At 38.1% G+C, this 24,328-nt stretch carries 16 protein-coding genes; 10 read left to right on the top strand and 6 right to left on the bottom strand.

Annotated features, from left to right (window positions below):
* Positions 1-232: 232 nt before the first annotated feature.
* From ACJVDK_RS10940 to ACJVDK_RS10925, 4 genes are all read left to right on the top strand, one after another.
* Entirely contained in the window at positions 233-9,586 is a 9,354-nt protein-coding gene (locus ACJVDK_RS10940) for an Ig-like domain-containing protein (RefSeq protein ID WP_443936701.1), read from the top strand.
* Between the two features lie 39 nt (positions 9,587-9,625).
* Complete coding sequence (locus tag ACJVDK_RS10935) at positions 9,626-10,627, top strand: PorP/SprF family type IX secretion system membrane protein (RefSeq protein ID WP_443936700.1); 1,002 nt, start codon at positions 9,626-9,628, stop codon at positions 10,625-10,627.
* Positions 10,628-10,638: 11 nt separating this feature from the next.
* The gene (locus ACJVDK_RS10930) at positions 10,639-12,639 is read left to right on the top strand and encodes an OmpA family protein (RefSeq protein ID WP_443936699.1); all 2,001 of its coding nucleotides are present in this window, start codon (positions 10,639-10,641) and stop codon (positions 12,637-12,639) included.
* Positions 12,640-12,753: 114 nt separating this feature from the next.
* Complete coding sequence (locus ACJVDK_RS10925; RefSeq protein WP_443936698.1) at positions 12,754-15,546, top strand: thiopeptide-type bacteriocin biosynthesis protein; 2,793 nt, start codon at positions 12,754-12,756, stop codon at positions 15,544-15,546.
* Positions 15,547-15,548: 2 nt separating this feature from the next.
* Here the strand turns inward: ACJVDK_RS10925 and ACJVDK_RS10920 are convergent, their stop codons facing one another.
* Positions 15,549-16,313 (bottom strand): sensor histidine kinase, encoded by a 765-nt coding sequence (locus ACJVDK_RS10920; RefSeq protein ID WP_443936697.1) that lies wholly within the window; start codon positions 16,311-16,313, stop codon positions 15,549-15,551.
* A gap of 492 nt (positions 16,314-16,805) precedes the next feature.
* On the opposite strand from ACJVDK_RS10920, the gene ACJVDK_RS10915 reads away from it, so the two are divergent.
* Genes ACJVDK_RS10915 through ACJVDK_RS10895 form a run of 5 tightly spaced genes read left to right on the top strand, consistent with a single transcriptional unit; the run spans position 16,806 to position 17,649 of the window.
* Positions 16,806-16,949: a hypothetical protein gene (locus ACJVDK_RS10915; RefSeq protein WP_443936696.1), complete on the top strand. Its 144-nt coding sequence runs from the start codon at positions 16,806-16,808 to the stop codon at positions 16,947-16,949.
* Positions 16,950-16,979: 30 nt separating this feature from the next.
* Positions 16,980-17,123: a hypothetical protein gene (locus ACJVDK_RS10910; protein ID WP_443936695.1), complete on the top strand. Its 144-nt coding sequence runs from the start codon at positions 16,980-16,982 to the stop codon at positions 17,121-17,123.
* Positions 17,124-17,153: 30 nt separating this feature from the next.
* The gene (locus ACJVDK_RS10905) at positions 17,154-17,297 is read left to right on the top strand and encodes a hypothetical protein (RefSeq protein ID WP_443936695.1); all 144 of its coding nucleotides are present in this window, start codon (positions 17,154-17,156) and stop codon (positions 17,295-17,297) included.
* Between the two features lie 30 nt (positions 17,298-17,327).
* On the top strand, positions 17,328-17,471 hold the full coding sequence (locus ACJVDK_RS10900; RefSeq protein WP_443936694.1) for a hypothetical protein: 144 nt from the start codon (positions 17,328-17,330) through the stop codon (positions 17,469-17,471).
* A gap of 34 nt (positions 17,472-17,505) precedes the next feature.
* Entirely contained in the window at positions 17,506-17,649 is a 144-nt protein-coding gene (locus ACJVDK_RS10895) for a hypothetical protein (RefSeq protein WP_443936693.1), read from the top strand.
* 43 nt (positions 17,650-17,692) lie between these two features.
* On the opposite strand, the gene ACJVDK_RS10890 is transcribed toward ACJVDK_RS10895, so the two are convergent.
* Entirely contained in the window at positions 17,693-18,436 is a 744-nt protein-coding gene (locus ACJVDK_RS10890; RefSeq protein WP_443936692.1) for a LytR/AlgR family response regulator transcription factor, read from the bottom strand.
* Positions 18,437-18,823: 387 nt separating this feature from the next.
* On the opposite strand from ACJVDK_RS10890, the gene ACJVDK_RS10885 reads away from it, so the two are divergent.
* Entirely contained in the window at positions 18,824-19,339 is a 516-nt protein-coding gene (locus ACJVDK_RS10885) for a type I restriction enzyme HsdR N-terminal domain-containing protein (RefSeq protein ID WP_443936691.1), read from the top strand.
* Between the two features lie 104 nt (positions 19,340-19,443).
* Here ACJVDK_RS10885 and htpG read toward each other — a convergent pair whose 3' ends face one another.
* From htpG to ACJVDK_RS10865, 4 genes are all read right to left on the bottom strand, one after another.
* Positions 19,444-21,333, bottom strand: a complete 1,890-nt coding sequence (gene htpG, locus ACJVDK_RS10880) for a molecular chaperone HtpG (RefSeq protein WP_443936690.1) — start codon at positions 21,331-21,333, stop codon at positions 19,444-19,446.
* Positions 21,334-21,593: 260 nt separating this feature from the next.
* Complete coding sequence (locus tag ACJVDK_RS10875) at positions 21,594-21,986, bottom strand: response regulator (RefSeq protein ID WP_443936689.1); 393 nt, start codon at positions 21,984-21,986, stop codon at positions 21,594-21,596.
* A gap of 117 nt (positions 21,987-22,103) precedes the next feature.
* On the bottom strand, positions 22,104-22,964 hold the full coding sequence (locus tag ACJVDK_RS10870) for an N-acetylglucosamine kinase (protein WP_443936688.1): 861 nt from the start codon (positions 22,962-22,964) through the stop codon (positions 22,104-22,106).
* A 16-nt stretch (positions 22,965-22,980) separates the two neighbouring features.
* Positions 22,981-24,288: a TolC family protein gene (locus ACJVDK_RS10865; protein WP_443936687.1), complete on the bottom strand. Its 1,308-nt coding sequence runs from the start codon at positions 24,286-24,288 to the stop codon at positions 22,981-22,983.
* Between the last annotated feature and the right edge of the window lie 40 nt (positions 24,289-24,328).

Below are 24,328 nucleotides of genomic sequence, written 5' to 3'. Positions count from 1 at the left end.
AGTATAAGGATAGATTACTACACGAATGTGCTTAAAAAATTACATTTACTCAAATGATTTTAGATAAAAAATTAATATGAATAAAATGAACAGCGAGGCTTCAAAAAAAAATGAACAGAGTTGAACACAAGAGGTATTTAGTCCATCTGTAGATTTGATGTATCAATAAGGATGTAGTCAATCCTTGATAGTTGTCACCTCGTAAATATTCACTTACATTAATGCCTTAAGTATGAGATACTTTTATTCTCTTTCTTCAAAATGGATGTTGTCTATCCTTCAGAAGATTGCAGTTATTTTAGTAATAACGCTTTCATTTTCAAAATCGCATGGCCAGACAAAAATTTATGCTAATTCAGTAACAGCGGCTTCTGCAAATGTGGCAAATGCCTCTCAGGCTGTAAACGCTTCTCTAACCGATTATGCAACCGTACAATCATATGGAGGAGCGGCATTAGGTTTAGGGGCCTATTCTAGCGAGCTAGAAATTAAGTTCCCATCCAATTTGCCCGCGGGAACAACCTCTTACATTCGGCTAGATTTTGATCAAGATGTTTTAAATTCGTTGTTAGGAGGGAATCTAGGGGGACTGTTGGCCAATGTACTAGGCACGGTTGTTTTGGGAAATCATACCTTGGAGGTTGGTGCACGAAATGCTGCGGGTACTACCTTATTGAGCGGTGTTAGTTCCTCAACCTTTTCAAATTCCAACTTAAGGTTAATTGTCGATGCAAATGGTCTTTATTACATCGCGATAACACCCAATGCTACCTACGATAGAGTTTACGTACGCGATAGAACAGCTGCTTTATTATTAGGGGCTACAAATAGTACAAGAGTATACTATGCTTATTATAATTCAGGTGCGGATGCGTGTTCGCAGGCTTTTGCCACAAACTTCGATGGTACAGGCCTAACCGTAGATGTTTTAGGTTTAGGAAAGGCCGGTGTTACCAATCCGCAGAATGCGATTGATAACGATCCTGCTACCTATTCTGAAGTTAGTTTAGGTGCGTTGGGCGTGGCAGGATCAATTGGTCAAAATTTTTATTTTTCAACCTTATCAAATCCTGGAGATGAATTTAATTTACGATTTACCACATCAACAGCTTTACTAAATGCCGGTGTACTCAATAACATAACTGTTACGGCTTATAATGGTGATGTACAAGTCTCCTCCCAGCCTTTATCAAGTTTATTGAATCTAGATTTATTGGGTTTGTTAAATGCAGGACAAATAACCTCGGTCCCTTTTTCTCCGGGTGCTCCCTTTAACAGAGTGAGAATTAACCTATCCTCCTTATTAAATGTTAGTTTAACACAAACTATTCAGGTTTATGGCGTTACGCGCTCGGCGGGTACACCTACTTTTACTTCACCTGCAACCAATGCGGTCAATATTTGCTACAACACATCCGCTTCGTTAACGGCGACTACGGCTAGTACCAATGAATTGCTGTGGTATGCGAGTTTAGCAAGTGCAACCCCAGTAGCTACAGTGGCCTATAATGCCGCTTTTTCTAGCCCTGCATTAACGGCAAATACAACGTATTATGTGGCCGCACGAAGAGTAGGCTGTACAACCGAATCGGCTCGTGTACCTGTTGTAGTGACCGTAAATCCTCAAATTTTATTTGCTGGAGCTGCTTTAACCAATGCAACTAGTGGCTCGGTTTACAGTAAACAAATTGCTCCGGCAACAGGTGGAACTGGTCCTTATAGCTATGCATTAACCACAGGCAGTTCATTGCCCACAGGCTTAACCTTGTCTAGTACAGGTTTGATAACCGGAACACCATCAACCCCAGGTACCTACACGTTTTTGGTAACAGCAAGCGATGCAGCGGCGTGTACCAGCAATTCATCTTTTACTTTAATTGTTACCAATGCTTTAGTGCTTACCCCCAGCAGTTTGCCTGCTGGTGTTACCGGCATACCTTATCCAACGCAACTTATTCCGAGTGCAACAGGAGGAACAGGGCCATACACCTATTCTGCCACAGCTGTTCCACCAGGTTTAACCTTTAATCCTGCAACTAGAGAAATCACGGGTACGCCAACACAAAGTGGACTATATACGATTCCAGTAACCGTAACCGATGCAAACGGCAATACAATAACATCAAATTATACCGTTAAAATTACCGATCCATTGGTGCTCCCGACTGCAACTTTGGCAAATGGAACCACTGGAAGTACGTATTCACCTCAAATTATTCCAATTGCTACAGGTGGAACAGCGCCTTATAGCTATTCGGCAACCGGGCTTCCTCCGGGATTAGTATTTAATCCGACTACACGCGAAATTTCTGGAGTACCTACCGCTTCAGGAACCTATTCTGTACTGGTAACCGTGGTAGATCAGGACAATAATTCGGTAACGACAAATTATTCCATTGCTGTAACGGATCCTTTAGTATTGCCGAATGCAACTTTAGCCGATGGAACAGCCGGTGTTGGGTATCCAGCGCAAACAATTCCAGCAGCCACCGGTGGAGTTGGACCGTATAGCTATTCAGCAACTAACTTACCTGATGGTTTGACTTTCAATCCGGCAACCCGTCAAATTACAGGAACGCCAACGCAAGCAGGAAATTATAGTATTTCGGTTACGGTAACGGATAGTCAACTAAAAACAGCTACCAATACGTATGCACTAAAAGTAAATGGGGTTCTGTCTTTACCAACAGCAACATTAGCTGATGGAATTGTAGGAACTTCGTATCCCACCCAAACCTTACCAGCTGTAACGGGCGGGACAGGTCCGTATACTTACTTAGCAACAGAGCTTCCTCCAGGGTTAAATTTTAATACCACTACACGTGAAATTACCGGAACTCCAACTTCAGGCGGAACCTATGTTTTAACATTAACCGCAACAGATGCAACTGGAAATGTAGTAAGTACCAATTATACTATTAATGTAACTGTAAACCAACCTGTGGTTGCTGCAGCAACTGTTTGTTCAGGAAGCTCAGCAACATTAACTGTAAGCAATTTACAATCAGGTGTAACCTATAATTGGTATGCATCTACCGGAAGCACAGCTTTAGCTAAAGGCAATTCAGGTGTTTTTGTAACACCAACCGTAAACTCTCAAACCGTATTTTATGTAGAAGCCGTATCCGGTACCGCAGTTAGTCCACGTACTGCAGTAACTGTTTCTATTAACCCAGCACCTAATTTGCCTGTGGTTACAACCAATAATCAGGTAATAAATGCGGGTCAAACAACCACGTTAAACGCAACCGCGGATGCAGGAAATACGATAGAATGGTACAGTTCGGCAAGTGGCGGAACAGCATTAGCGAATGGAACTACTTTTACCACACCTGCGTTAAGCACAAATACTACATATTATGTGCAGACGGTAAGTGGTGCAGGTTGCGCAAGCTTAAGTCGTGTGCCTGTAACGGTAACAGTTTTAACTGGCGGTGGATCTACCGCCTGTAATGCAGCCAATACGCAAGCGAGTGGCATTACCGGAATATGCGCTTTATGCAGCATCACCGGGCCTGGAAATTCTACGGATGCTGATGCAACCAATTACACACGGATTACCTTGGGTGTGGGCGTGGGATCAACGGGATATCAACAATTAATTTTTCCTTCACAAGGCCTAGCAACGGATAGTATCCGATTGGATTTAGCAACACCAACGGGGTTGTTAGATTTGACAGCTTTGGGAGGAGTTACTGTAAATATTTTAAATGGTGCCACTTTGGTAAGAAGCGTTCAGTTAAATTCTTCCCTTGTTAATTTACAACTGTTGAATGGGAATCGTTTCTTATCAACACTATTGGCAGGCGGTGCATACGACCGTGTTGAAGTTCGTGTGAACGGTTTAGTGTCTGCATTAACCAGTTTAGATATATATGGCGCAACTGTAATTTATCCTAACCCAACCATCACAGCAGGTTCTCAAATAATTTGCGCTGGTGGAACGGCTACATTATCTGCCACTGCAAATGGAGGAACAACTTTGGTGTGGTACGATGCCGCAACCGGAGGCACAGTTTTAGCAACCGGAGCTACCTTTACAACACCAGCTTTAACCACTACCACCACCTACTACATTGAAGTTAGGAATGGTACGTGTGCAAATACTACCCGTATTCCGGTAACAGTTACGGTAACGCCTGTTTTAGCTATACCAGTTTTAGCTCCAATTGCAAATGTTTGTCAGGGTTCTACTGCCACTTTATCGATAAGTAATCCAGATGCTGCCATTTCGTATAAATGGTACGATGCATCTGTAGCTGGTAATTTGGTATTTACAGGTCCGGTATTTGTAACGCCGGCATTATCCACAAATACCACTTATTATGTTGAAGCAACTCAAGGAAATTGTTCAAGTGCAAGTCGTGCAACAGCAGCAGTTACGGTTAATACACGTCCAGCCTTGCCAAGCGTAATCGCGCCAACAACTGCATTAAGTCCAGGGCAAACCGCTATATTAACAGCCGTTTCTGCCGATGCTGGAGATACGTTTAACTGGTACACTTCAGAAACAGGAACCGTTTCGGTGCACTCAGGTGCTACTTATGTAACGCCTCCATTAACCACAACAACTACGTATTATGTAGAAGCCGTTTCTGTGAATGGTTGCTCATCAGCAAACAGGGTACAAGTTACCGTGCTTGTTGATAATTCTGCTGGGCCAAATCCTGTTCCTTGCGAAGGCGCAGCGGCGCAATCAAATGGGGTAACAGGTGTAGCACTATTAGCAGGTGTTTCAAATGCCGAGCTCGCTATTGATAACGACACACAAACCGCTTCGTCATTATTAATGCCAGTAGGGGCACTTGGTGCTTCTGTTTATCAATATTTAAGTTTCGGTTCCGTATCAAGATTGGGAGACAGTGTAAAAGTCTTGGTTTCATCGCCAAGCAAATTGTTATCGCTGGCTGTTTTAGGCAACATTCAAATAACCACCTTTAACGGAACAACAAGCAATGGAGATTCAAAATTTTTAAATGATAATCTGCTCTCAATACAACTATTGAGTAATAATACGCAAGCCTTGGTTTCATTTTTACCAGTTAGTTTGTTTGATGCAGTAGAAATACGCTTAAATTCAGGAATTGCCGGGGCTTTAAGTTCCATAAATGTGAACTATGCACAGCGAGTTTTGGTACCGCCAACTGTAGTCTCAGCAAATGTGGCGAGTTGTGTTGGTTCAACAGCGACCTTAACCGTAAGCAATCCAACAGCAGGTTTTACCTATCAGTGGTTTGATGCCTTGGGTACCTACCAAGCTGGTCAAGATGGTGTAAGCTTTGTTACTCCAACGTTAACGGCTGATACAAAATATTATGTAGCTGCGGTTTCTGCCTCTGGGTGTGTGAGTGCAAAAACAGAAGTAAACGTAACGGCTTCTCCAGCTCCGGTTTCTCCAACATTGCTTTCGAGTACCCTATCAATTTGTTCGGGTTCAGATTTAGTTATACATGTTCAGAATCCAGATCCGGCAACTACTTATAAATGGTACGATGCCTCGAACAACTATTTGGTTGGTAAAGATGGACCAATTTTAACCGTTTCAGGACTGACAGCAGCTACCTCTTTCTCCGTAGAAGCCGTAAATAGCTGTGGAACAGTATCGGCAAGAACAACAGCTACTGTTACCACCAGCGGAGTTGATGCTCCAGTTATTACATCTACTGGAACCACTATACTATCGGGAGAGCGCGCTGTTTTAAGCGCTGTTTCAAGTACTGCAGACGCACAAATAAGTTGGTACGATGATGCTTTAACTATTGTTCCACTGGTTACTGGATCAACGTTTACAACACCTGTTTTAACAGCAACGGGAACTCCGGCTACTTACACTTTTTACGCCATTGCTGACAATACAATATGTGCCCCTAGTGCGGCTACCCCAGTTGTTATAACTGTATTGCCGCGATCAACAAATCCGGGGTCGGCACCATGTGGCTATGCAGACCTTTCTTTAGTATCCGGTACTACTGGAGTAGCTTTAGGAAGTGTTATCAACCCAGCTCTAGCAATTGATGATGATGCGTCAACTGGTTCAACGTTGAGCATGCCTGTAGGAGTTTTAGGATCTGTTTACCACCGGGTAGGATTTAGCTCAGGTGTATCCAATATTGGAGATACCATAAAAGTTAAAATTTCATCACCAGCTAAATTACTTTCATTAGCCCTGTTGCCAAGTTTAACCATCACTACATACAATGGAGCAACCAGCAATGCCGATCCTTTGACAACTGCAAATCCACTCTTAAGTGTTCAGTTGTTGGCAGATGGAAGTGAGGCAACCTTTAGCTTTGTTCCAACTGCTCAATTTGATGCAGTTCAAATAGAACTGAACTCAGGAGTGTTAGGTGCATTGCAATCCATCAACTTGGATTATGCCCAAAGAGTAGTTCCGACACCAAAAGTTTTAGCTTCGGCTTTATCAACTTGCCAAGGAACGTCGGCAACATTAAATGTAGCGAATCCACAAGCGAGCTTAATCTATAAATGGTACCGCGATAATGTTTATTTGACAGGTCAAGATGGTACATTCTTAATTACCGATGCTTCGTTAGTTGCAGGTAGTTATCAATACACTGTAAGAGCAGCATTTGGCACTTGTCAAAGCTTGCCTGCTACCGTTGACCTTACTGTTTTACCCCTTCCAGCTCCGCCAATACCGTTGGCAGGCAATCCGGCCACTACATGTATAAATACACCGGTAACATTACAGGTTCAGTCGGTAGCCGGAGTAACATTTAATTGGTATAATGCAAATACAGGGGGCAATCTGGTGGCAGGAAATACAAGCAGTTTTAACACTCCAAGTAATTTGGCAGCAGGAACCTATGATTATTATGTTGAAGCAGTAAATGCAGGGGGAAGTAGCTGCAATAGCACAACACGGACTCAAATAACTATAACAGTAAACCCAGCAGCTACTGCTTCTGACATAGATGTAGCCGGAAATACAGTTTTATGCGGTTCGGATATTACATCGCTAACAGCTACTTCAGCAACTGTTACAAATCCTGTGTTTACTTGGTATAGCGATGCTGCTTTAACAACAGCTGTTTTTACCGGTTCAATATATAATACCCCAGCAATTACGAGCACAACTAGCTATTATGTAACCGTAAGTGGTACAAATAAATGTGCAAATGGACCTAGCGATGCCAAAGAAGTGCTTATAACACTTAAACCAATAGCAACAGCATCTGATATTAATTTATCAGGAACCAGTACCACCTGTGCAAATACTTCTGTACTGTTAACGGCAACATCTACAATAGTTACCAATCCGGTATTTACGTGGTACAGCGATGCTGCATTAACCAGTCCGGTATTTACGGGTTCTAATTTTACAACACCATCCTTAAGTACAACTACAACCTATTATGTAACGGTAAAAGGCGATAATAAATGTGAAAATACTGCGGCAACAGCAAAAGCCATTACCATTACAATTAAACCTTTAGCAACCGATAGCGATATAAGTTTAAGTGGTAATTCGACTATTTGTAGTGGATCGACAACGACATTGTCGGCTACTACCACTACTGTTTTAAACCCAATATTTACTTGGTATACAGATGCCGCATTAACAACCTCGGTTTTCACAGGAACTGCATTTACAACGCCAATACTTACAGTAAATACCACCTATTATGTTACAGTAAAAGGAGAAAACAAATGTGAAAACATTGCGGGAGCAGCAAAAATTATAAGCGTAACCGTTAATGATTACGCAACAGCGGCTGATGTGACGGTTAATAATGCACAAATATGCAATGGAAGTGGGGCTGTTTTACAAGCATCTAGCTTGACAGTTACCCAACCTGTGTTCTCATGGTATAGCGATGCATCTTTAACAAATTTGGTATTCACGGGACCAACCTACACAGCCTTTCCAAGTGTAACAACCAACTACTATGTAACCGTTAAAGGGTCAAATAAATGCGAAAATTCAGCCGCTAATGCCAAAGTAGCAACGGTAACTGTAAATCCTCTGGCTACCACAACAGATATGATGGTAAATGGCGTGTTAAATACATGCGAAGGGTCATCAACAGTTTTAACAGCCAGTTCAGCATCTGTAACAAATCCGGTATTCACCTGGTATACGGATGCGATTTTAACCAATGTAGCATTTGTTGGTCCAGTATTTACCACACCTTCATTAAATGTAAATACAACCTATTACGTTACGGTAAAAGGTGATAATAAATGCGAAAATGCGGCTGGAACAGCTAAAGTAGTAAGTATAACAGTAAGCGCTCTTCCACAGAATCCAGTAGTAGCTAGCAGTGGTACCACTATTTGTGCAGGAAATGCGACCACTTTAACTATTCAATCGCCACAAACAGGTATCACGTATCAATGGTACGATGCAGCAACTGCAGGTAATCTAGTTAATACAGGAACAACGTTTACAACTACTGTATTAAATACTTCTGTTAACTACTATGTTTTAGCCCTAAATGCAAATGGCTGTAACAATACGGGAGGACGCGTAATGATTCGTGTAACGGTTAATGCAAGGCCAGTAGTACCGGTAGCAACCGCCTCTGCCCTGAATGTATGTTCTGGCAATAGTGCGGTATTATCAGTTTCAAATCCAATTTCAGGTATGGTTTACAATTGGTATACCACCGCAAACACTGGTACGGTGGTAGGTACAGGAATAAGTTTTACTACCCCGGTTTTAACAGCAAATACAACCTACTATGTAGAGGCACAATCTGGAAGTTGTACATCAACCAGTAGAGCTGTGGTAAATATTTCTATTTTGGCATTACCAACTGCTCCAGCTTCAGTTTCAGCCACCAATAGTCCAATTTGTTCGGGAAGTACCACGGTATTATCAGTAGATAATCCGGTAGCGGGACAGATTTATAGATGGTATTCAGCTAGTACCGGAGGAACAGCCCTTGCCGAAGGCACTTCGTTTACAACCCCGTCATTAACGGCAACTACAATATTTTATGTTGAAGCTGTTTCTGCATTTGGATGTTCTAGTGCAACAAGAAGAGCATTTACCGTTACTGTGTTGCCAATATTAGAAGCACCAGTGGTTACCGTTCAATCTTCAACATCTACGAGTATTACGTTTGCATGGCAATCGATTATAGGTTCATTAGGATATGAAGTATCGCTTGATAATGGCGCCACATGGCGGAGTCCTTTGGGTGGAGCACTCGGATTAACCTTTACTATCGATGGATTAAAACCTGATCAAACAGTCTCCATTCTGGTTCGTAATACATCGCAATTGCCTTGTCAAACCCGCTCGGCAGGTAGCGTTGGAAGTGGAAAAGCAGCTAATCCTCTAGGGAATGAAGTGTATGTTCCAAATGCCTTTACCCCTAATAATGATGGAAATAACGACACATTTATGGTGTTTGGAAATACCATTTCCGCAACAACAATGAATATCTATACCCAATGGGGACAACAACTTTATCAATCGCCAAATATGCATGCTGGATGGGATGGAACATTTAAAGGAATAAATCAACCTGCTGGTGTGTATGTCTACCTCATAGAAATTCAGTTTGCGGATGGAACAAGTACGGCGAAAAGAGGAACGGTAACATTATTACGATAATTAAAGATGGAGAAAGTTAAAACAGAAAAAAGAACGGTCATGAAAATAGCAACATCATTTAAGATATACATAGCTTTGGTATTAATCGTATTCGGAACACTAAAAGCTCATGCACAAACAGATCCTCATTTTTCACAGTATTATGCCTATCCTTTATGGCTAAATCCTGCATTAACAGGGGTCATTGATGGCGACTACAGAGGAACTATAAATTTTAAGCAGCAATGGGCGGGCTTGCCAAATGGTTATTTAACAGGCGGAGCGTCCTTTGATATGGCGCCCAAAAAGAACTTCGCTTTTGGCGCCACCGTTTTAAATCAACGTGCAGGTGAAGTGGCGTATAACTATCTTACAGCATTGGTTTCGGGTTCGTATCAATTAAAGTTTGGACGAGATGGAGACCAATTCTTAAATTTTGGCTTACAAGCAGGTTTCATCAATAAAAGCTTCGACTTGTCGCAAGCACGTTTTGGAAATCAATTTAACTCAAGCAGCGGCTTCGATGGAGGAATAATGAGTGGAGAAACTTTTTCTTCAACCTCGACTTTTGTACCCGATATAAATGCAGGGATTATGTTTTTTGACGGCAATCCTAATAAAAATGTCAATGTGTTTGTCGGGGCAAGTGTAGCGCATTTAAATAGACCGATCGATAGTTTTGCATCCAATGAAGAACGTATTCCGATGCGTTTTACCGGGCATGGAGGTCTGAGAATAAAGACATCGCCACTTTTAGACCTAGTTCCAAATGTCCTTTTCATGCAGCAAGGAAATACAAGAGAAACCTCTTTGGGCGCATATGCGCAATTAAATTTATCGTCTTCCTCTAATCTTTTGTTTGGTGGCAATTATCGCTTTGAAGATGCCGCAATTGCCTATGTAGGTATGCAAGTTAAAAACATGGTTATTGGGTTGAGCTACGATGTTGGCACTACCCGTTTCAACGGTCTTTCTAATGGAAATCGTGGAATAGAACTTTCCATTTCTCTAATTGGCAGAAAGGGATTAATTGGCCCGAATTTCTTTTGTCCTCATTTATAATTTATGTTCATATGAAAAAATTAATACTCTTTTTATTGGTTTCTTGTGGTCAAGTAGCGTTGGCACAGCATGTTGTTGATTATAAAAAAGTGGCTGATGCCTATTTTGAAAATCATAATTATTATGCTGCATCAACTTTTTACAAAAAGGCATTAAAAATTGAGGGAGACACATTAAATCCTTTTATCCCTTATGCAAGTGGCAATAATAGCAAAACAAAGCAACAAAAAATGGTTGATGACTATGAAGGTGCCGTTTATAATTTGGCAGAATCTAGTCGGTTGTACAAAGAGCATTCAGAGGCAGAAAAATATTATGCATACGCGGTTAAATTTACAAATACTCGTTTCAGAAAGGCCCCTTTTTATTATGCCGAATCGCTCCGAGCAAATAAGAAATTTAGCGAGGCAATTTCATACTATAAATCGTATGAGTCAAAATATCCAAATGATTCGTTAACAACTGTAGCCCAATCGCGGATAGCTTCCTGTCAATTTGCTATTGATGAAATGAATTTCCCTAGAATGACCTTGGTTCAAAAAATGCCTACCGCAATAAACGGATTAGGGGCGAATTATGCTGCGGCAAAAAACGGTTATTTGCTTTATTTTACTTCTTCGCGTCCGTTAAATGTTGTAGGACAAAAAGATGTAAAATTGAACTCAAAAAAAGGGCCTGTTCAAGTAACAACAAAGACAAATCCGTACATCAATTCCTTTTATATAGCGCAAGTTAAAGATTTAAATTCTGCTGAAATCGAGGTTAAAAAAATGCCTTTGAGTGTAGGACAGGAGACCGAGGTGGCGACCCCCACTTTTAATCCTCAAGGTACTATCATGTACTTTACGGTTAAAAATGCCAAAAATAAATACGACATCTATCAAGCTAAAAAAGTAGGAGATGAATGGGGGACACCGGTTAAGTTAGGCCCCGAAATAAATGGCGATGTATTTAATGCAACACAACCTTTTGTAACCAACGAGGGGAAATATTTGCTATTTTCTTCTGATAAGCCGGGTGGCTTTGGGAAGTACGATTTATATTATTCCGTAATCAGGCAAGATGGTGTATTAAGCCAGGCCATTAATATGGGATCAAGCATTAATACCAAAGACAACGAAAGCACTCCATTTTTTGATAGCCAATCAGGCGAATTGCTTTTCAGCTGCGATGGCAGAATTGGATTGGGCGGTTTTGATTTCTTCTCTTCAAAAGGGAATTTCGAAACCTGGACAGAACCTAAAAATGTAGGTTATCCTTTTAACTCCTCAAAAGACGATCTTTACTTCAGCTCTGAGGACGGCTCGGCAAAGAAAGGATACATCAGCTCCGATCGCGAATCAGCTTGTTGTCTGGAGATCTTCGCTATAGATCGAAAATCTTTTGTATTACAAGGCACCATTATCGATTGCAAAACCAAAGCTCCTTTAGAAGGTGCAACCGTAACCTTCATTCAGGAAGAAACAATCACAAAAATACAAACCAATGCTACTGGTAAATATTCCTTTCAGTTTGATCGAAAAAAACCAGTTAAAATGCTAATCGCTAAAGACAATTATTTTGCAATCAGAAAAGAATATTCGTACCAAGATTTAGCCCAAGCAGATACAATGATTGCCAAGGATTATTGTATCGAACCATTTAAAGTAGACGTTCCGATTGTGATTGATAATGTTTATTACGAGTTTAACAAGGCAGATTTGACCGATGCATCAAAAACCGTATTAGATGGTTTGTTTAAAATCATGGAAGATAATCCGGAAATAGAGATAGAATTAGGAGCACATACCGATGATATTGGAAGTGATATTTACAATTTAGATCTTTCTCAAAGAAGAGCAAAATCTTGCGTCGATTATTTAATAAGTAAAAATATTGCAGCAAATAGAATGGTGGCTAAAGGCTATGGCGAAAGTAAACCTATTGCAGCCAATAAAACTCCAAAAGGGAAAGACAATCCAGATGGGAGAGCAAAAAACAGAAGAACCGAATTCAAAGTAACCAAAAAGTAAAGTCCCGAATAATTGAATAACGCTAAAGCCATCACCGAAGGGGGATGGCTTTTTGTTATTAATTAATCTGTGGTTATTAAATAATCTTTGTAATTTTCGGTATTATTAATGCTTATGAAAGTACATATCCACCCCAACATACTATTCAGAACCCCCCGTTTTTCGTATCAATCCAATTTAATTTTTTGTTGGGATGAATTAAAAAAAGCGATCGCTATTTCTTCTACTGACTTTTATGAACAAATAAAAGACATTCGCGCTGAGGATTTGGATAGTTTACCCCCGAAGATTTCATTTACCATTTGGAAATACTATAATCGCGCGAAATATCGCTCCACACCCTATGGAACATTTGCAAGTTTTAGTCTCTTAAAAAATGGCTTAGCAGCAAATGGCAATAGTATACAAGTAGATGAAAAGCAATTGGTGCATCAATTTATCGATTGGCCTCAAAAAAATAATATCCAATTTGATATTCATGAACTTCTAAGCAATAATTGCCGGCTGTTTAGTAATACGAGTTTTTATTGCTTGAAAGATAGTATTCGCTACATTTCTTGCCAAGAGGGACTTTTTGAGCTGGCTGAGATAGATCATAACGAATTGGTTTTACAGATTTTGGAAAAAGCGCAGAAACCCATTCAAGTAAATGCGTTATTAGCAGATTTGGATAAAACGGAGATAGATGAGGCATCCATATTGAACTTAATTGCCGATATGCACGATTTGCAATTAATTTTTACGGATTATGATCCCAATATTTTGGGCGATGAATATTTTAATCGTTTAGGCATTGATAGTGCAGAATTACCCAAGTACATCATTGCAGAAAGAGCGGTACAATCGGGCGCAATAGATGAACACCTGTTGCAAAGTCTTCCAAATTTTTTAGCCTTAATGAATCACATTATTCCAACCGAGGAATTAGATACGTTAAAGGAGTTTATGGCTAAGTTTTCAAAGAAATTTGATCAGGAGGAAGTCCCACTTTTATTTGCGCTAGATCCCGAAACGGGAGTAGGATATGGCTCCTTAGAGCAATCGGAAAGTAATGATTTGGTGAGTCAGCTGAGAAATAAAGCAGTTACACCAAGCGAAAATAATTTAAAAGGCTCTATTCAAGGATTGATGCAGATGGGTGGTTTTGAAAAAGACCGGCCTATTTTATTGAATAAACTGCCGTTAAAACTGGATAATAAGCCTTTAAGTTTCCCGAATACCATGAGTTTACTCATGTCGGTTTGCGATGATGTAGTTTCAATAGATCAAATTGGAGGAGTAACTGCAAATGCATTATCCGGACGGTTTAGTTTGGCTAGCGAAGCGGTGGAAGAGGAGGGAAAGATAATGGCCGAAATTGAGCAACAATCTAATCCCGATGTTTTGTTTTTTGATGTAGCTTACATGGTCGAAGCGCATATTGATAATATTAATCGTCGTAAGCTGCTGTACAATTATCAGCTTTCTATTTTGAATTATGATACTTCTGCTGAACCGCTGCGACTAAATGATATATTCATATCGATAAAAAGAGGAGAGGTGATCTTAAGGTCTAAAACGCTCAATAAACGTTTGATCCCGCGGATGGCCTCGGCTTATAATTATTCGCGTTCCGATTTATCTGTTTTTAGGCTTTTGTGTAATTTGCAGCACCACAAAAAACAAACGGGTTTTACCTTTAAGCTCTCCGATGTTGTTCCTGATTTGCCCTATTACCCCCGTTTACAATACCACAACTTGATTATAAATCGGGCTAAATGGCGTATAACAAAAGAAGTTTTTTACCCCGAAAAGCAGGATCCTTTAACTATAAATCAAGCGCGCACGTTTTTAGTAGAATTGGGCGTTAGCCGTTATTTTAAAGCCGGTCTGGCAGATCAAACACTGTGCTTTGATATGGAGAATGATGCCGATGTTCAGGCCTTCATCCTGTATATGCAAAAACAAAAGCAGGTGTATATAGAAGAGGTGCTAATTCCAGAGAATTCGGTCGTTCGCAATGAAAAGGGAGAGTCCTATTTGGCTCAATTTATTTTAAGTCTTTATCACCGTGAAAAGATATATCAGCCGGCAAGCGTACCAGAAGGGGTGCTTACTAATTCTGTAAAAGCTTTTTTCCCTCCGGGGACGGAATGGCTTTATTTCGAAATATTTTGTCACCAACAACGCGCTGATCAACTACTGGTCGGACCGATTGCACATTTTTTGGCATTACATGCCGATCAAATAAAGTCATGGTTTTTTATTCGATACAATGAAAATGGCGATCATCTCCGATTCAGAATACAATTGAATAATCCGGATGATGGCGTAGGGATGATACCTGCATTTTCAGCTTATTTGACCGATGACATGGAAAATGGTTTAGTTTCTGATTTGCAAGTCAAAACCTATCGAAGAGAGTTGGAGAGATATGGAGTAGATTTAATTGAAGCAGCTGAGCTTCATTTTTGCACTGATAGTGATTTTGTCCTTTCTCTTTTTGAAACAGAATTAGATGCATTTGCGAAGTATCAACTATGTTCAAAGCTTGTTGATGAAATTCAGCATACTGGAATAATGGGCGATAAGGGATTAGCAATCGCCATAAAAATGATGTCCGATTCTTTCAATGCCGAACACCATTTAGATGCCCCCGATTTTAAAAGGATTAATGCGTATTATCAAGAATATAGAAAAGCAGAAGCACCCGCATTAACGGATGCCCAAGCCACCTCATTTAAGAACTTTGCTAGTTCATTTACACGTTTGTTAAGTGCTTGTAAGCCCGAAAAACGAATTAAGCTCTTAAGTGATGTCATGCACATGCATGTAAATCGACTTTTCAACAAAGAACAGCGAACGCACGAAATGATGATGTATTATTTCCTTTGGAAAGATAATCAACGAAAAAAAGCAATGGCATAATTTTATTTATTTAAATGAGCCATTGGGTTATCAACTTTAACGGTTATTTCTGTAATATACCGATTTTGTAAATCAGCATAATGCTTGAATGTATAGTTGCCGTTATATAAACTGGCTAATCTCTTTTCGATATTATCAAGCCCTACATGATGACTTTCGACCTTTTTATTTTTAACATCGTTAATCATATTAATGGTCGAAACAGCTAGTTCGTCATCCTCATATGTAATTAAAATTAAAGCAGCTTGAGTAGAATGAGCAATGTTCCCATGTTTGAAAATGTTTTCAACCAAGGTAAGCAAAATCAAAGGCGGGAATCGTATTCCAAATAAGTTCCCATTTACCTTTAGCTCAACATTTAGGGCATTTGCGGTACGAAGTTTATGGAGGTTAATTAAGTGCTCTATTTGCTCTACCTCTTCCGATAAAGGCACCAATTCTGATGCTTCTGTACGTTTTAAAGCGTATCGCATCATTTCTGATAAGTTCATGATGGCATCGGCAGCCATAGGAGCCTTTTTGCGTGCGTCGTTGTAAATAAAGTTTAACGTATTAAACAAGAAATGAGGATTGATTTGACTTCTCAAATAATTGTTTTGCGTTTGAGTTAAGTCGTTTTCTAGGGTTTGTTTTTCCAATTCGGTTGCTAAAGCAAGTCTTTCCAATGCTTCAACTCTCTTGCGGTCCTCGAAAAAATTTAAAATAAAGTAATAACCTGTACTGAATCCTATAAAATATAGTGAGCGATAGACGGCTCTTGCAATCATAGTTTTATTAAACATGATAGGAATTTCATTCGATATTAACCCTAATATAACGCCACCTTTCCAGCTATAAAATGTTACTATAGCATGGACTGAAACTTCAATTAAAATGAAAACAGGAGTAGCAATTATCCTTAACAGTTTATTATTGAGTTCGGAAATACGTTGCAAACCATAAGCATTGAAATAGAACAATATAATGTTTAAAGAATACGAAATGAGGTAAGAACCAAAACTCCCGCCCCTATTTCCAAAGATTAGACCGGTGATAACTATTTCATATAGTATAAATACGCTCCAACCGATTAAGTGAAATCGATATTTAGTATATAATTTTTTTAAAATTGAGTTCGGCATTGTGTTGTATTTTTTGGGTTTGTGGCTTGTTTTGTCTATCAAAATAAGGGTTTTGTGTAAAAATCTATAAGAAGCCCTCAATCTGTTGCACCTTTACATCATAAACGAAAACAATTAGTAACAATAAGAATAAAATATATGAAAGCGCAAAACACTAACAAATTAACAAAAAAAACAGTATTTGTTTATAAAACAATCAAAGCAAAAAATAATTTCGTAACAGATCCAACCAGTGCTACTGCAGAAACCATGTTGCCATCAACCGATATTTTCAATAAATAATTACTGATTTAAATTTAAAGATACATTAAGATGAAAGCTCAACATACAATCAAAATTGCTAAAAAAACAGTATTTGTTTATAAAACAATCAAAGCAAAAAATAATTTCGTAACAGATCCAACCAGTGCTACTGCTGAAACCATGTTGCCTTCAACCGATATTTTCAATAAATAATTACTGATTTAAATTTAAAGATACATTAAGATGAAAGCTCAACATACAATCAAAATTGCTAAAAAAACAGTATTTGTTTATAAAACAATAAAAGCAAAAAATAATTTCGTAACAGATCCAACCAGTGCTACTGCTGAAACCATGTTGCCATCAACCGATATTTTCAATAAATAATAACTGATTTAAATTTAAAGATACATAAAGATGAAAGCTCAACATACAATCAAAATTGCTAAAAAAACAGTGTTTGTTTACAAAACAGTAAAAGCGAAAAATAATTTTGTAACAGATCCAACCAGTGCTACTGCAGAAACTATGTTGCCTTCAACCGATATTTTCAATAAATAATTACCGATATTAATCTTTTAATAGAGAGATCAACATGAAAGCTCAACAAACAATCAAAATTGCTAAAAAAACAGTGTTTGTTTACAAGACAGTGAAAGCAAAAAGTAATTTTGTAACAGATCCGACCAGTGCTACTGCAGAAACCATGTTGCCTTCAACCGATATTTTCAATAAATAATAACTGGGGTTATTGTTTATCAATCCTCCCCAGTAGCAAGTTTTTATTGACTTCGGTTAGATTTTAATAAACTATTCTGCACATAGGCGAAAAAAGTTTCCTTATATCCTTCGCCAATTTGAATCATCTCGTTATTTACCAGTCTAATGATATTGCCGTCAACTTTTTTGATAGCAGATTTAGCAACGATATTTGATTTGTTTACACGAATAAAAGCATGATTTTCCAAGGCTTTTTCAATTTCCTTTAAGGTTAAGTACGTAGTATGCGTTTCGCCGTGGGTAATAATTTGAATATAGTTTTGTAAAGCTTTAATGTATAATATTCCATCAATAGCAATGTTAGAAAAGGCATATTTATGGTCGCCTTTAATATAAAGAGCTGTTGGAATATCAGCCTCGCGAACGCCACTTCTTGGGCTATTTGACTCTTTCTTTAAAATCCTGTCAATCCCTAATGCGAACTTAGCAAATGAAATGGGTTTAAGTAAATACTGATCCGACTGAACATCAAATGCTTGTAAAGCATAATCGGGGTGTGCAGTGGTGAAAATTAGATATTTAGACTTCTCCCTAATGTTTTTTGCTAACTCAATCCCATTGATACCTGGCATATCGATATCCATAAATAGCAAATCAATTTCATCTTCAACTGTAATTTCAGTTAATGCCTGAATCGGACTTGTAAAAGTCTTAAACAAAGATAACCCCGGCATCTCCGCTATATGGTCAGTTAAAACCTCAATCGCATGTTGTTCATCGTCTATGACAACGCATTTTAAATTCATAGAAATATTAAATATGTGTGTGTTTGGAGTGATTTTATCGCAAGTTAAATAAAAAAAGAATCTCTTTACACGTGTTAATAAAAAAAACTTTGCGGGCCGAAAAAAAGTTTTTCAGTTTCGGTTTCGTGTAATAAAGTGACGGGTTGATGTAAAAAAATTATTCCATATAGGTGTTTTGCGAATCTTTATACTGTTTATCAAACAAAATTAACGCTCTGAAGGATAAGTGAGCAGGTGGAAATACTTGCTCATCATCTATTTAACTTTCTCGTAAGAATATAAATTTAAACTCGTGGGAATGGGAGTTATAAGAGTGGTTGGTTATTGACGATAAGCAATTGTTAAAGGAATAGTTTAACTAAATGTCCCAAAAAAATTATATACATTATGGAGCTTAAAGATGAGATTGGGCAATTTGCCGTAAGAATTAAAAAAATGCTTCCTCAGGTTCAGAATGAGGATTTAACTCGAAATGCCCTTGTAATGCCGTTTATTCAGATTCTAGGATTTGATCCTTCTGAAATTCAAACGGAAGCAGTACTTGATTTTGGGGTTAAGAAAAACAAAAAAGTTGATTACACCATCATGAAGGATGGTGAACCTGCAATTTTGGTAGAGTGCAAACACCACGAAGAAGATTTGGATCTGCACGATTCACGTTTATCTAAGTATTTCCGTAAAACAAAGGCCAAATATGGTTTGCTAACCAACGGTTTAACTTATCGTTTTTACACAGAGAAAATGGTACGAAGCAAGAAAAATGTGGAGCCAATATTTGAATTTAAAATTACAGATACAAAGGCAGCAACCATTGCAAAAATGATTGAAGAGCACAAAGATTATTTCAAAGTAGATTTAAAAGAAAGTGAATTGACGTTGGAAAACGAAGCAAAAGCTGGATAAAAAACACAATCTAAATAGAAAAAGGCTCAAATCGTACGATTTGAGCCTTTTTTGGTATAGTTAAAAAGGTTGCAAAGCTTTGGCAAGCTTGCAACCTTTTTGTTTTAGATTAATTCAACACTTCTGCTAACGAAAGCCGTTAATTCTGCACCTGTTAACATGCCCTGTGCCAATAAAGCTAAATCTACAGCTTGTTTTGCCAATGTATTTTGTTCCTCAGCATTTTCAGCTTTTAAGATTTTGCTGATTAATTTGTGGTTTCCATTGATGGCTACTTTATAATTGTCGGGCATTTGACCATAAAAGTTCATGCCACCACCCATTGCAGCCATATCTTTCATTCTACGCATAAATTCATCCATCGTAATGGTTACAGGTAGTTCTTCCGGATGCAAGGCAACGATTTCAACATGCATGCCAGGTTTAGTAATGGCTTTTTCGAATATTGAGGTTACTTCTTTCACTTGATCTTCGCTCAATACATGCTCATTTTGCTCGTCTTTTTCAATCAATTTGTCTACAACGCTCGAATCAACTCTTTTGATGGATGTTTTTTCTAGTTTTTGTTCTAACTGGTTAATAAAGTGATTGTCAATTGGCGAATCCAATACTAAAACATCGTAGTCTTTCTTGTTTGCAGATTGAATAAAGGCATCCTGTTTTGCCGCATCATTTGTATATAAATACACCACTGAGCCATTTTTATCAGTTTGCAGGGACGATACTTTCTCTTTGTATTCAGGCAAAGTAAATAACTCATTTTTGGTATTGCCAACTAAAGCAAAATCTTTTGCTTTATCGTAAAACTTCTCTTCGCTAATCATACCGTATTTTACAAAAAGACCAATATCTTTCCATTTGTCTTCGTATGCTTTACGGTCTTTTGTAAATAATTCAGCCAATTTATCAGCTACTTTTTTAGTAATGTAGTTGTTGATTTTCTTCACATTACTATCTGCTTGTAAGAAGCTTCTTGATACGTTTAATGGAATATCTGGTGAGTCAATTACCCCGTGTAATAGCATTAAAAATTCCGGCACAATATCCTTTACTTCGTCGGTAATGAATACTTGGCGCGAGAATAATTTAATTTTGTTGCGTTGCATTTCGAATTCATTTTTCAACTTAGGGAAATACAAAACGCCGGTTAAATTAAATGGATAGTCTACATTCAAGTGAATCCAGAACAAAGGCTCTTCACTGAATGGGTACAATTCGCGGTAAAAATTCAAATAATCTTCATCTGACAAATCAGCAGGTGCTTTTGTCCAAATTGGATTTGTGGTATTGATGATATTATCAACCGTGATATCTTTGTATTGTTTCTTACCTTCTGCATCTTCTCCGTCTTCAATCGACTCTGTTTTTGTGCCAAATTTGATGGGGATAGGTAAAAACTTAGCGTATTTATCTAAGATGCCTTGTAATTTAGATTCTTCTAAAAATTCATCAGAATCTTTATTCACATGTAAAATAATGTCGGTGCCGCGGGTAGTTCTGGTTCCTGCAGTAATTTCAAATTCGGTACTGCCATCACAAACCCAACGTGCCGGTTCAGCTCCATCTTGGTACGATAAAGTTTGAATTTCGACTAAATCTGCTACCATAAAGGCAGAATAAAAACCTAAACCAAATTTTCCGATAATCTCGTTTGCGTCTTTTGCATCTTTGAATTTTTCAACAAATTCACTTGCACCAGAAAAAGCAACTTGGTTAATGTATTTTTTAATCTCTTCGGCAGTCATACCCAAACCATTGTCGCTAATGGTAATGGTTTTTGCATCTTTATCTACCGAAACTTCTACCAAAGGTTGACCAACTTCGCCATTAAATTGGCCCAACGAACCAAGTCTTTTAATTTTTTGTACCGCGTCTACAGCGTTTGATACTAATTCGCGAAGAAAAATCTCATTATCTGAGTATAAAAATTTCTTAATTATAGGGAAAATGTTCTCGGTGTGGATGGAAATATTTCCTTTTTCTTGTATGCTCATATTTGAAATAAATGTTTAATCTGAATAAAACATAACAATGCATGTTCCAAACGAGTTTGTTTGTCAAAATGACAGCGTAATTCGTGAAATATTAGCTGTTTAGGCAAGATTGATGCCCGCAACATGCCTGAATTTCTGCTAATTGCCGGTAGTCTTGATACTAATTTTTGGTTATTTTCTGTATTTCTACCACTGAATGAAAACAAAAAAAGCCAAAGAACGACCGTTCTTTGGCTTTTTTTGTTTATTTCCCAAGGGTTTTAATTGGCCATGTAATTGGGTATATCTGCTTCTAAAGACAGGATTTTCGTTATCTTTTTTAATAGGACATCCATTTGAAAAGGTTTTGAAAGAAAATCGTCTTGCCCATAATTAAGCGTGGTAAAATCGCGCTGGTTGTAAAGCCCTGAAATTAACAAAATTGGAATTTTAGCTGTGCTTTCAATTGCTTTAAGCTGTTCGCATAAAACGCGCCCATCAATATGGCCTAATGAAATGTCAAGTAAAATTAAATCGGGCTTAAACCGTGCAATTTCATCAAAAACATCTTCTCCATTATTAAGTGATGATACTTTAAAACCACCAATTTCGAGTATTAATTGAATAGTTTCTAAAACTTCAATGTCATCGTCTACAACTAGTATTTTCTTCATACGCCAGTTTCAAATTATTTTCTTCTTACATAACACAAGGACTCGTGTAATGTTTCCTGTTTTTCGTAATAAAAATACTACTAAATATTTAAATAGCTCGATTGATTGCCTTTTTGTCTAAACAGTTAGGTTTACACCTTCTTTATTTAAGATAAAATTAAACAATTCATCGATGGGTTTTTGCAATATTTTACCCGCTTGAATGCCATTTTCTTTTAAAACCGCTACTAATTCTTCTTGGTAATAGTAGGCGATAGAACCAACGAAATGGCAAGGGACTTTTTTATATTTTGGATAATCGCTAATGTTTGTATCTACAAATTCCTGAAATCCTTGGCGTAAAATGTTTTGGATAAAAGAGTGCTCTTTATGTTTTGCCATAAAACGACTAAAGCCAGCCAAGTAAATGTTAGGAAATGGTTTTTGGTAGAGCTGCGCAATTATGTCTTTCTTTTCATATGGGAAATCCTTTTTAAAGTCATTCGCCAATTCATCAGGCATTTTTTTATAGAGGTAGCTCAGTAGCACTTTTTTTCCAAAAAATGTGCCCGATCCTTCATCTCCTAAAACATATCCTAAACCGTGGTGCCCTTCTTGTACTTTTTCTCCATCAAAATAGCAGATGTTGGAACCAGTTCCTAAAATACAGTTTAAGCCTTCGCTATCTCCGCATGTTGCATATACCGAGCCCAATAAATCATGGTCAACAGAGATAAAAGCATTGGTAAATATGGTAGAGAGGCCATTTGAAACAACCTCGTGCTTGTCAGGAGAGGAGCAGCCGGCACCAAAAAAGTAAATTTCTTTTACATTCTGAGCGCATTGCATTAAGGTTTCGTTTTTCGAAATTAGTTTGCTAATGGCTTGTTCATTCAAGAAATAAGGATTTATACCAGGTGTGTTAAACTTAACGATTTCACCGTTAATGTAGCCCATCCAATCTGTTTTAGAAGAGCCGCTATCTGCAACAAGTATCATTCAATAAATATAAATATTAATTTGACAAATTTACATTTCCACTAATCTCTTTTAACAAAATTTCTGCAAGTTTTGTTTGAAATTGGGTTTCAATATATCTGTTTTCCGCATCGAGCGCATTTCGTTGCGCTTCTCTTAATTCTAAAGGCGCAATGGTACCTATTTTGTATTTTGCGAGCGTAATATCTAAATTTTGTTTGGCAATTGCTACATTTTTTTTCTCAAGCTGCGTTAAATCTAAGTAAGTCGTATAATTTTTAAAGGCAGAAAGTAATTGTGCTTGTATATCCAACTTGGTTTTGTTGAGTGAAATGGTCGAATTGTCAATTTCTATTTTGGCATTTCGCTCTTGTTGACGTTGCATAAAGCCGTTAAAAATATTAATTTTTGCAGTTAGTCCATAGGTAAATCCATTGGCCGCAAATTTTTGATTGAATCCGGTAGGGCTGGTGCTATTGGTGCGCGAATAGCCCGAGTTTAAGCTCAATGAAGGATACCGAGCCCCTTTAATGGCTTTTAAATTTAGATTGGCTATTTGTTGGTTGATAAAAGCATTTTGAACCATCGGATTTTGTTTTTCGGTCAATTCTAAAAGCTGATTATAGACTAAATTTTGATCAATGAGAATACTATTGTTTACGTTAAAGGGCGTATTTACATCACGCACTAATAACTGATTCAAGCGTACTTTAGCCAATTGTAAATTATTTTTGCTTTGCAAAAGGGTAGAGGTATCGGCGTTATAATCTACTTGTGCGGCTAATAAATCGAGTTTTGATCCTCTGCCCAAGCTTAGTTTTGTTTTAGCAATAGTGGTGCGTAAAACGGAAACATCTAAGGCGCTGTCTGCCGCTATGGATAATTGTTGTTGCCGAACGATGTCGTAATACGCGGCTATAACATCTGAAATGGTAGTTAAAATAGTTAGCTGAATGTTTAGTACACCTTGCTTTTCCAATTCTTTTAATCGGTCTCGATTGGCAAACATGGTAAAGCCATCAAATACAGTCCAATTTAAATCGGCACCTAAATTATTGCTGGTACTTTTTGCTCCCGTGATTACGCGGTCTTCTCCATTGGCAGGTGTTTGCCGCGTATTCTGTATACTTCCACCATTGTCGTAAGTAGCCGATAAGCTAGGCAACATACCGGCGTTTCCGATGGTATTGTTGTTTTTACTAATGATGCTGTTGTTTTTACTGATTTTAATATCGTAGTTGTTTTCCAAAGCAATGGTAATTGCATTTTGCAAACTAAGCTGTTCTTGGGCAAATGCCGATAATGAACAAATACTTAAAACGATGAATATTATTCTCAATCTCATGGTTAGATTGTTGTGGTAAAATTAATTAGTTCTTACACAT

Origin of the sequence: Pedobacter paludisoli (assembly GCF_052344095.1) — a bacterium.
Classification (GTDB): Bacteria; Bacteroidota; Bacteroidia; order Sphingobacteriales; family Sphingobacteriaceae; genus Pedobacter.
The sequence above is the reverse complement of the archived record's forward strand: the minus strand, read 5'-3'. Positions and strand labels throughout refer to the sequence as shown.